General features: G+C 75.0%; 6 protein-coding genes and 2 pseudogenes. 7 read left to right on the forward strand and 1 reads right to left on the reverse strand.

What is annotated here, in order from left to right; genetic code table 11:
* A pseudogene (locus tag GCU69_RS33255) lies at positions 1-204 on the forward strand (hypothetical protein); the annotation flags it as partial.
* Here the strand turns inward: GCU69_RS33255 and GCU69_RS20435 are convergent.
* Positions 168-377: a hypothetical protein gene (locus tag GCU69_RS20435; RefSeq protein ID WP_098751561.1), complete on the reverse strand. Its 210-nt coding sequence runs from the start codon at positions 375-377 to the stop codon at positions 168-170. The pseudogene GCU69_RS33255 and the gene GCU69_RS20435 overlap by 37 nt on opposite strands.
* Before the next feature lie 129 nt (positions 378-506).
* On the opposite strand from GCU69_RS20435, the gene GCU69_RS20440 reads away from it, so the two are divergent.
* The 6 genes and pseudogenes from GCU69_RS20440 to sucB all read left to right on the forward strand — a co-directional run bounded on the left by GCU69_RS20440 (position 507) and on the right by sucB (position 10,080).
* A complete protein-coding gene (locus tag GCU69_RS20440) occupies positions 507-1,718 on the forward strand; it encodes a bifunctional adenosylcobinamide kinase/adenosylcobinamide-phosphate guanylyltransferase (protein ID WP_156206826.1) in 1,212 nt (403 codons plus the stop codon).
* Between the two features lie 419 nt (positions 1,719-2,137).
* A pseudogene (cobT, locus tag GCU69_RS20445) lies at positions 2,138-3,214 on the forward strand (nicotinate-nucleotide--dimethylbenzimidazole phosphoribosyltransferase); the annotation flags it as partial.
* Between the two features lie 676 nt (positions 3,215-3,890).
* The gene (locus GCU69_RS20450; protein WP_156206827.1) at positions 3,891-4,715 is read left to right on the forward strand and encodes an adenosylcobinamide-GDP ribazoletransferase; all 825 of its coding nucleotides are present in this window, start codon (positions 3,891-3,893) and stop codon (positions 4,713-4,715) included.
* A gap of 173 nt (positions 4,716-4,888) precedes the next feature.
* Entirely contained in the window at positions 4,889-6,436 is a 1,548-nt protein-coding gene (locus GCU69_RS20455; protein WP_098751565.1) for a leucyl aminopeptidase, read from the forward strand.
* Between the two features lie 435 nt (positions 6,437-6,871).
* Entirely contained in the window at positions 6,872-8,260 is a 1,389-nt protein-coding gene (gene lpdA / locus GCU69_RS20460; RefSeq protein ID WP_098751566.1) for a dihydrolipoyl dehydrogenase, read from the forward strand.
* 50 nt (positions 8,261-8,310) lie between these two features.
* The gene (gene sucB, locus GCU69_RS20465; RefSeq protein ID WP_156206828.1) at positions 8,311-10,080 is read left to right on the forward strand and encodes a 2-oxoglutarate dehydrogenase, E2 component, dihydrolipoamide succinyltransferase; all 1,770 of its coding nucleotides are present in this window, start codon (positions 8,311-8,313) and stop codon (positions 10,078-10,080) included.
* Positions 10,081-10,199: the final 119 nt, after the last annotated feature.

Here is a 10,199-nt window from a genome sequence, read left to right on the forward strand (position 1 = left end):
GACGGGCGCGACACCGACGGGCGCGACACCGACGGGCGCGACACCGACGGGCGCGACACCGACCGGCGCGACACCGACGCGTGTACGAGCCGGCCGGCGTGCGAGCCGGCCGGTGCAGCCCGGCCGGTCCGGCACACCGGCCGGCGTGACGCCGCTGCCGCGGCCGGTCAGGCGTCCTCGGCGGTCAGCGGCATCGGCCCGTAGATCTTGGTGCCGTCCTCGAAGAGCGTGACCTGCTCGGTGCCGCCCTCCAGCAGCTCCTTCCACACCTCGCCCACCCAGGACTCCGCGTCCCCCTGGGTGGTGAACTCCTCCGGCTCGACCGCGGGCACCGTCTCCGTCCCGTCGGACTTCTCGAACCGCCACGTCCACGCCATGTACGCCTCCCGGCTGCCGGCTGCTCCGAATAGGTGCTGACCTCACCCTATGCGGCTGTGGCCGGGCCGGGGGGACGGGACGGCCGATGCCCGCGCGCAACCCGTGCCGCGGCGCGAGACGATCGGGGGGTGGAACTCACTCTTCTCGGCACCGGTGCCCCCGAGGGGCTGCCCCGCCCCGGCTGCCCCTGCGCGTCCTGCGCCACCGCCGTCGGCGACCAGGCGCGGGCCGCGACCGCGCTCTTCGTGGACGGCGTACTGCTGCTCGACCTCACCCCCGGGGCGGCCCTGGCTGCCGCCCGCGCCCACCGCACGCTCAGCGGGGTGCGGCAGGTGCTGCTGTCCCATCCGCACGACGGCCCCGCCGTGGAGGTGCCCGCCGGGCTGCCCTCCCCCGGCCGGGTTCCGGACGGCCGCGAACTGGCGCTGCTCGGCGGGCACCGGGTGCGAGCCGTCGCGGTCGACTCGCCCGGCACCGGATACGCGGTGACCGGCCCCGGCGGTGAGCAGCTGCTGTACCTGCCGCCGGGGGCCGGGCCCGCCGGGCCGGCGGGACCTCCGGAGGGACGGCCGCCGTACGACATGGCGCTGCTCGACGTGCTCGGCCGCCCCGACGCGCTCGCCAGGCTGCGCGCGGCTGGTGCCGTGACGGCGACGACGGACGTGATCGGCGTCCACGTCGACCACGGGGTGCCGCCCGGTCCGGAACTCCGGCGGCGGCTCGCCTCGGCCGGCGCGCGGACCGTACCGGACGGGACGACGCTGCTCGTCGGCGAGTACCACGCGGTGCCGGACCTGCCCCGCCGGACGCTGGTGCTGGGCGGCGCCCGGTCCGGCAAGTCGGTGGAGGCGGAACGGCGGCTGGAGGCGTTCCCGGACGTGCTGTACGTCGCGACGGGCGGGACCCGCGACGGCGACCGGGACTGGGCGGACCGGGTGGCGCTGCACCGGGAGCGGCGGCCCGCGAGCTGGCGGACCGCCGAGACCTGCGACCTGGAGCCGCTGCTGGCCGGGGCGGGGCCGCCGCTGCTGATCGACTGCCTCTCGCTGTGGCTCACGGACGCGATGGACACGGCCGGCGCGTGGGACGACGAGCGGTGGGCCGGGGGCGGCCCGGAACGCGCCCTGCGGGACCGGACCGAGGCGCTGGCGCAGGCGTTCCGGGCCACCCGCCGCACGGTCGTCGCCGTCTCCAACGAGGTGGGTTCGGGGGTGGTGCCGGCCACGGCCTCCGGCCGCCGCTTCCGGGACGCGCTGGGGCGGCTGAACGCGGCGGTGGCGGCGGAGTGCGAACAGGTCCTGCTGACGGTCGCGGGCCAGGCGGTCCCGCTGCGCGGCTGAAGGAGCTGCGCGGCAGAGAGGCGCGGGGAAGCAGAGGGACGCTGCGCGGCTGAGAGGCGCGGGGCGGCAGAGGGGCGCGGGCGGCTGAGAGGCGCGGGAAGGCTGAGAGGCGCGGGAAGGCTGAGAGGCGCGGGAGGGCTGAGAGGCGCGGGAGGCTGAGAGGCGTGGGGCGGCACCCCGGAGTCCCGGCGGGACCCGGAGGTGCCGCTGCGCCCCCGGCGGTGGGCCGGGGTGCGGACCGCCCCGAGGGGCACCAGGGCCGTCCGCGGCGGTGCCCCCGGGACCGTACGGGCCCCTGGAGGCGTGCGCGGCAGTGCTCCCGGCTCCGTGCGGGCCCGGGAGGCGTGCGCGGCAGTGCCCCGGGGTCCCGTACGGACTCGGCGCGGAGCGGCCGCCCGGCGAGGGATAGGGTTCGGCGGATGAGCGGTCTGAATCTCGATGACTTCGGCAATCTGATCGAGCGCCCGGACTCCGGTGTACGGCGTGACGCCGAAGAGCGCCGGGAGCGTCTGGTCCTTCCGCCCGGATCGCTCGGGCGGCTCGACGACCTCGGCGAGTGGCTGTCCGCCGCGCAGAGCACCGTTCCGGTCCGTCCGGTGGAGCGCCCCAAGGTCGTGCTGTTCGCCGGTGACCACGGCGTGGCCGGGCTCGGTGTCTCCGGCCGTCCCGCCGGGAGCGCGCACGAACTCGTACGCGCCACGCTGCGCGGCGAGAGCGCCGCCGCCGTCCTGGCCCGCCGCTTCGGGGCGGCTCTGCGCGTGGTCGACATGGCGCTGGACTGTGACCCCGGCAGCCTGCCCGAGGACGTCGTACGGCACCGGGTGCGGCGCGGGTCGGGCCGTATCGACATCGAGGACGCCCTCACCGCCGAGGAGGCGGAGCAGGCGTTCCGCGCCGGGACGGCCGTCGCCGACGAGGAGGCCGACTCCGGCACCGACCTCGTCGTACTGGGCGACCTGAGCGTCGGCGGCACCACGGCCGCGAGCACTCTGATCGCGGCGCTGTGCGGCACCGACGCCTCCGTGGTGACGGGCCGGGGCGCCGCCGGGATCGACGACCTGGCGTGGATGCGCAAGTGCGCGGCCATCCGCGACGCGCTCCGCCGGGCCCGCCCGGTGCTCGGCGACCAGCTGGAACTGCTCGCCACGACCGGCGGCGCGGATCTGGCCGCGATCACCGGTTTCCTGCTCCAGTGCGCGGTGCGCCGTACGCCGGTGATTCTGGACGGAGTCGTCTCCGCGGCCTGCGCGCTGGTCGGCCAGCGGGTGGCGTTCCGGGCGCCCGACTGGTGGCTGGCCGGCCAGCGGACCGGTGAACCGGCGCAGGAGAAGGCCCTGGACCGGATGGCGATGGAGCCGCTGCTGGACCACGGCGTCGCGGTCGGAGAGGGCGCGGGCGCGCTGCTCGCGCTGCCGATGGTGCAGGCCGCGGCGGCCCTGCTCGCCGAACTCCCGGAGCGCGAACGCCCGGAGCCCGAGGCCCCCTCGGCCCCGGAGGCCCCTGTCTCGGAAAGCCCGGCCCCGGAAAGCCCCGCCCCGGAGAATCCGGAACAGGCGAGCCCGGAACCGCAGGACCCGGAACCGCGGGCGGAGGAGCCGCGGGGCCCGGAACCGCAGGACGCCGCCGCGGCACCCGGCGGGACCACCACGGAGAGCCCCGCCGGTACGGAGCCCGCAGCCGGGGACCCGAACGGGACCGACACCGGTACGGAGACCACAGCCGAGGACCCCAACGGGACCGACACCGGTACGGAGACCACAGCCGAAGACCCCAACGGGACCGACACCGGTACGGAGACCACAGCCGAAGACCCCAACGGGACCGACACCGGTACGGAGACCCCCGACCGGAACCGGAACGGAACCGCCGGCACAGCCGACGGCCAGGCCGACCCCGGAACCCCGGCCGACTCCGGAACCCCGGCCGACTCCGGAACCGCGGCGGAGACCGATCCCGCAGCCGGGACCGGTCCCGGAACCGGCGCCCCCCGGCCCTCCGCCCCGTGATCCACCGCCGGTGACCCGCCGACCGTGACCCGCCACCCGTGACCGCAGCCACCGGCTCCCTCCGCCCGTGAGCCGTCCGCCGTGACCGCCCGCCCCCGGCAGCCCCGTTCCCGTCCCGCCCCGGGGGGGGCTGTCACCGCGGCCGCCCCCCGATACCCTGCGCCCCGTGACCGACACGACCGGCGGCCCGGAACCCGCCGCCCCCCGCCCCGCACCCGCCTCCGCGGGCGACGCGCTGCGCTTCGCCTTCGGCACGCTCACCGTGCTCCCGGTGCGGGTCGCCCGCTGGGACCGGGAGGCCGCCCGGGGCGGCATGGTGTGGGCGCCGCTCGTCGGCGCGGTGACCGGGCTGTGCGCCGCCGTACTCGGCGGTGTGCTGCTTCTGCTGGGCGCCGGCCCGCTGCTCGCGGCCGTCGCCACGGTGGCCGTCCCGGCCGTGCTGACCCGCGCGCTGCATCTGGACGGGCTGGCGGACGTCGCCGACGGCCTGGGCAGCGGCAAACCGGCCGGGGAAGCCCTCCGGATCATGAAGCGGTCGGACATCGGGCCGTTCGGGGTCGTCACCCTGCTGCTCGTGCTGCTCGCGCAGACCGCGGCGCTGGCCGACCTGTACGGGGCGGGCTGGCCGTACGGCGCCGTCGGCGCGGCCGCCGCTGCGGTCACCGCCCGCTGCGCGCTCACCCTCGCGGCGCGCTCCGGGGTTCCGGCGGCCCGGCCGGAGGGGCTGGGCGCCGCGGTCGCCGGGGTCGTACCCGAACGGGTGGCGCTCGGGGTCGCGGCGGTGACGGTCGCGGTGTGCGCGGTGGGCTCCGCGTACGGCGGGCTGTACGGCGTGGTGCTGGGCATGACCGCCGCACTCGCCGGTCTCGGCGCGGCCGAACTGCTGCTGCGGCACTGCCGGCGGCGGTTCGGCGGCGTGACGGGGGACGTGTTCGGGGCACTCGCGGAGACCGCGGGCACGGTGGCCCTCGTCGTGCTGACCCTCGGCTGAGCCCCGTCTCCCGGCGGCTGATGCGGCCGGGCGGGAGCGGGCTAGGGTTCGCCCCACGGGGGCTCGCGGCCGGGCGGTGGGAATCCGGCGGACGCCCGGCGCATACGATGCCTCGGGCGCGGCCGGCCCATCCATCGGCCGAGGAAACTCAACGGAAGAGGGACCCCACAACCGTGACTGCACTGACTCTCAGCACTTCGTCCCCGGCCGCGCTGCGCGCGGACGCCCTGGTCGTCGGCGTGACCAAGGGCGACAAGGGCCCCGCGGTGGCCGTAGGCGCCGAGGCCGTGGTGAAGGCGTTCGACGGCAAGCTGGCCGCCGTACTGGAGACCCTCGGCGCCACCGGCGGCGAGGGCGAGGTGACCAAGCTGCCCGCGCCGTCCGGTCTCAAGGCGCCGGTCGTGCTGGCGGTCGGGCTGGGCGGCGCCCCGGAGAAGGGCGAGGGCTTCGACGGCGAGGTGCTGCGCCGGGCGGCCGGCACGGCGGCCCGTGCCCTCGCGGGCGCGGAGAAGGGCGCGTTCGCGCTGCCGGTCGCGGACGCGGCCGACGCGGGCGCGATCGCCGAGGGCGCGCTGCTCGGCGCGTACGCGTTCAACACCTACCGGGCGCAGCCGGACAAGTCCGGGAAGGACTCCGGGAAGCACGGCAAGCAGGACAAGAGCACTCCGCTCGCCGAGGTCGTGGTGCTGGGCGGCAAGCCGCGCGACAAGGCGTTCAAGGCGGCGGCCGAGCGGGCGACCGCCGTGGCCGCCGAGGTCAACCGCGCCCGCGACCTGATCAACACCCCGCCCAACGACCTCGCCCCGAAGTCCTTCGCCGCCGCCGCGCAGACGGCCGCCAAGGAACACGGCCTCAAGATCGAGGTGCTGGACGAGAAGGCGCTCGCGAAGGGCGGCTACGGCGGCATCCTGGGCGTCGGCCAGGGCTCGGCGAACCCGCCCCGGCTGGTCAGGATCGCGTACACCAGCGCCAAGGCCAAGAAGAGCATCGCGCTGGTCGGCAAGGGCATCACGTACGACTCCGGGGGCATCTCCCTGAAGCCGGCCGGCCACAACGAGACGATGAAGTGCGACATGAGCGGCGCGGCCGCCGTGCTCGGCGCGGTCGTGGCGACGGCGCGGCTGGGCCTGGAGGTCAACGTCACCGGCTGGCTGGCGCTGGCCGAGAACATGCCGTCGGGCTCGGCGACCCGCCCCGGCGACGTGCTGCGGATGTACAGCGGCAAGACCGTCGAGGTGCTCAACACCGACGCGGAGGGCCGGCTGGTGCTGGCCGACGCGCTGGCCCGGGCCTGCGAGGAGAAGCCGGACGCGGTCGTCGACGTCGCGACCCTGACCGGCGCGATGGTGCTGGCGCTGGGCAACCGCACGTTCGGCATCATGGCGAACGACGACGCCTTCCGGGCCTCGCTGCACGAGATCGCGGAGGAGGCGGGCGAGCAGTCCTGGCCGATGCCGATGCCGGCCGAGCTCCGCAAGGGCATGGACTCCTCGGTGGCGGACATCGCCAACATGGGCGAGCGGATGGGCGGCGGCCTGGTGGCCGGGCTGTTCCTGAAGGAGTTCCTGGACGAGGGCGTCACCTGGGCCCACCTCGACATCGCGGGCCCGGCCTTCCACGAGGGCGCCCCGTACGGCTACACCCCGAAGGGCGGCACGGGCTCGGCGGTCCGCACGCTGGTCCGGCTGGCCGAGCGGACGGCGGCGGGCGACCTGGGCTGACCGGCCGGGGCCGCGGTCCCGGCCGGTGCGGGTGCCGGTGCCGGCCGCGGTCCCACCGGAGTGCCGGTGCCGGACGCCGGCCGGCTTCGGTCCGGACACCGGCCCCCGGTCCCGTTCCGAGCGCGTTCGCGCAGAACGAAATTGCACACGTGTGCCCGTGCGGTGGCCCGGCCCCGCACGGGCATACGCGCGAGTAACCCTCCGCGCGGGCCGCCGGAGCGTCTCGCTGAGCGGCCCGGCGTCTCGTCCGCCGCCAACAAATGCGAAGATGTTGTCCCGGCAGGACAGTGCCCGGGCTCGCCAACCAAGCGGGCCGTTGCGGACGGGCCAAGAACTGGGGGCACCCCCCGGCGGTAGCCGGGGGGAGGCCGAACAACAGCCGCCGCCCGGTCACCGCAGACCGGCTCCGGCGTACCCATGCATGGAGGACGTGACGTGGCGAACGACGCCAGCACCGTTTTCGACCTAGTGATCCTCGGAGGCGGTAGCGGCGGCTATGCCGCTGCCCTGCGCGGGGCGCAGCTGGGCCTGGACGTCGCACTGATCGAGAAGGACAAGCTGGGCGGCACCTGCCTGCACCGAGGCTGCATCCCCACGAAGGCTCTGCTGCACGCCGGTGAGATCGCCGACCAGGCCCGGGAGGGCGCCGAATTCGGCGTCAAGACCACCCTCGAGGGCATCGACATGCCGGGCGTCCACAAGTACAAGGACGGCGTGGTCTCCGGCCTGTACAAGGGCCTGCAGGGCCTGGTGGCCTCCCGGAAGATCACCTACGTGACCGGTGAGGGCCGTCTCTCCTCGCCGACCTCGGTGGACGTGAACGGCGAGCGGTACGAGGGCCGGCACATCCTGCTGGCGACCGGCTCCGTGCCGAAGTCGCTGCCGGGGCTGGAGATCGACGGCGACCGGATCATCTCCTCGGACCACGCGCTCCAGCTGGACCGGGTGCCGAAGTCCGCGATCGTGCTGGGCGGCGGTGTCATCGGCGTCGAGTTCGCCTCCGCGTGGAAGTCCTTCGGCACCGACGTGACGATCGTCGAGGGCCTGAAGCACCTCGTCCCCGCCGAGGACGAGAACAGCTCCAAGCTGCTGGAGCGGGCCTTCCGCAAGCGCGGCATCAAGTTCAACCTGGGCACCTTCTTCGAGAAGGCCGAGTACACCGCGGACGGTGTGAAGGTCACCCTGGCCGACGGCAAGGAGTTCGAGGCCGAGGTCCTGCTCGTCGCCATCGGCCGCGGCCCGGTCTCGCAGGGCCTGGGCTACGAGGAGGCCGGGGTCAACATGGACCGCGGCTTCGTCCTCGTCGACGAGTACATGCGGACGAACGTCCCGACGATCTCCGCCGTCGGTGACCTGGTCCCGACCCTCCAGCTGGCGCACGTCGGCTTCGCCGAGGGCATCCTCGTCGCCGAGCGGCTGGCCGGCCTGCAGACCGTGCCCGTCGACTACGACGGTGTGCCGCGCGTCACGTACTGCCACCCGGAGGTCGCCTCCGTGGGCATCACCGAGGCCAAGGCCAAGGAGCTGTACGGCGCGGACAAGGTCGTCGCCCTGAAGTACAGCCTGGCCGGCAACGGCAAGAGCAAGATCCTCAAGACCGCGGGCGAGATCAAGCTCGTCCAGGTGCGGGACGGCGCCGTGGTCGGCGTCCACATGGTCGGTGACCGTATGGGCGAGCAGGTCGGCGAGGCACAGCTGATCTACAACTGGGAGGCGCTGCCCGCCGAGGTCGCCCAGCTCGTCCACGCCCACCCCACGCAGAACGAGGCGCTCGGCGAGGCCCACATGGCCCTGGCCGGCAAGCCCCTGCACTCCCACGACTGACAGTCCGGGCGCGACCACATCCGCACCATTCGATAGGAGCAACAGAAACCATGGCGGTTTCCGTAACCCTCCCGGCGCTCGGCGAGAGCGTGACCGAGGGCACCGTCACCCGCTGGCTCAAGGCCGAGGGTGAAAGCGTCGAGGCCGACGAGCCGCTGCTCGAGGTCTCGACCGACAAGGTCGACACCGAGATCCCGGCTCCCGCGGCCGGTGTCCTCTCCTCCATCAAGGTGGCCGAGGACGAGACCGTCGAGGTCGGCGCCGAACTGGCGGTCATCGACGACGGCACGGGCGGCGCGGAGGAGGCCCCGGCCCCGGCCGCGGAGTCCGCTCCGCAGCCCGAGGCCCAGCCCGAGCCCGAGCCCGAGCCGGCTCCGGCCGCCGAGGCCCCGGCCCCGGCCGCTCCGGCACCGTCCGGCGGAGGCGCCGAAGGCACCCCGGTCACGCTGCCCGCGCTGGGCGAGTCCGTGACCGAGGGCACCGTCACCCGCTGGCTGAAGGAGGTCGGTGAGTCGGTCGAGGCCGACGAGCCGCTGCTGGAGGTCTCGACGGACAAGGTCGACACCGAGATCCCGTCGCCCGCGGCGGGCACGCTGCTGGAGATCGTGGTCGGCGAGGACGAGACCGCCGAGGTCGGCGCCAAGCTGGCCGTCATCGGCTCGGCCGACCAGGCCGCCGCGCCCGCCCCGGCCCCCGAGGCCCCCAAGCAGGAGGCTCCCAAGCAGGAGGCTCCCAAGCAGGAGGCCCCGAAGCAGGAGGCCCCCGCGCCGGCCCCGCAGGCCCCGACGGCTCCGGCTCCGCAGCAGCAGGAGACCCCGGCTCCGGCCCCGGTCCCCTCGGCTCCGGCGCCCGCCCCGGCACCGGCGGCGACCTCCGCCGCCGGCCGCCCGACCGCCCCCGTGGGCGGTGACGGCGCGTACGTCACGCCGCTGGTGCGCAAGCTGGCCGCGGAGCACGGCGTGGACCTGTCCTCGGTCAAGGGCACCGGTGTCGGTGGCCGGATCCGCAAGCAGGACGTCGTGGCCGCCGCCGAGGCCGCCAAGGCTGCGGCTCCGGCAGCCGCCGCGCCGAAGGCCGCCGCCCCGGTGGAGCCGTCGCCGCTGCGCGGCCAGACGGTGAAGATGTCCCGGGTGCGCAAGGCGACCGCGAAGCACATGGTGGAGTCGCTGAAGGTCTCGGCGCAGCTGACGACCGTCGTCGAGGTGGACGTCACCCGTGTCATGCGGCTGCGGGCGCGGGCCAAGGAGCAGTTCCTGGCCCGTGAGGGCGTCAAGCTCTCCCCGATGCCGTTCTTCGTGAAGGCCGTCACCGAGGCGCTGAAGGTCCACCCGGCCGTCAACGCCAAGGTCAACGACGACGAGACCATCACCTACCACGACGTCGAGAACATCGGCATCGCGGTGGACACCGAGAAGGGTCTCTTCGTCCCGGTCATCCACAACGCGGGCGACCTCAACCTGGCCGGCATCGCCAAGAAGACCGCCGACCTGGCGAACCGCACCCGCAACGGCGGCATCAAGCCGGACGAGCTGTCGGGCGGCACCTTCACGGTGACGAACACCGGCTCGCGCGGCGCGCTGTTCGACACCCCGATCCTCAACCAGCCGCAGGTCGGCATGCTGGGCATCGGGGCCACCGTGAAGCGTCCGGTCGTCGTCAACCACCCGGACCTGGGCGAGACCATCGCGGTCCGCGACATGGTCTACCTGGCCCTGACGTACGACCACCGCCTGGTGGACGGCGCCGACGCCGCCCGCTTCCTGGGCACGCTCAAGACGCGTCTGGAAGAGGGCGCGTTCGAGGGCGACCTGGGCCTGTAAGCGGTCCCGTACACGGCCCGATAAGCGGTCCGCCCCGCCGGTCTTCCGGCGGGGCGGACCGCGTTTCGGGCCGGATGCTCTCCGGCCGGACGCTTTCCGGCCGGACGCGTCTCGGGCCC

The sequence above is a fragment of the Streptomyces lycii genome (assembly GCF_009735685.1).
In the GTDB taxonomy this organism is placed as follows: domain Bacteria; phylum Actinomycetota; class Actinomycetes; order Streptomycetales; family Streptomycetaceae; genus Streptomyces; species Streptomyces lycii.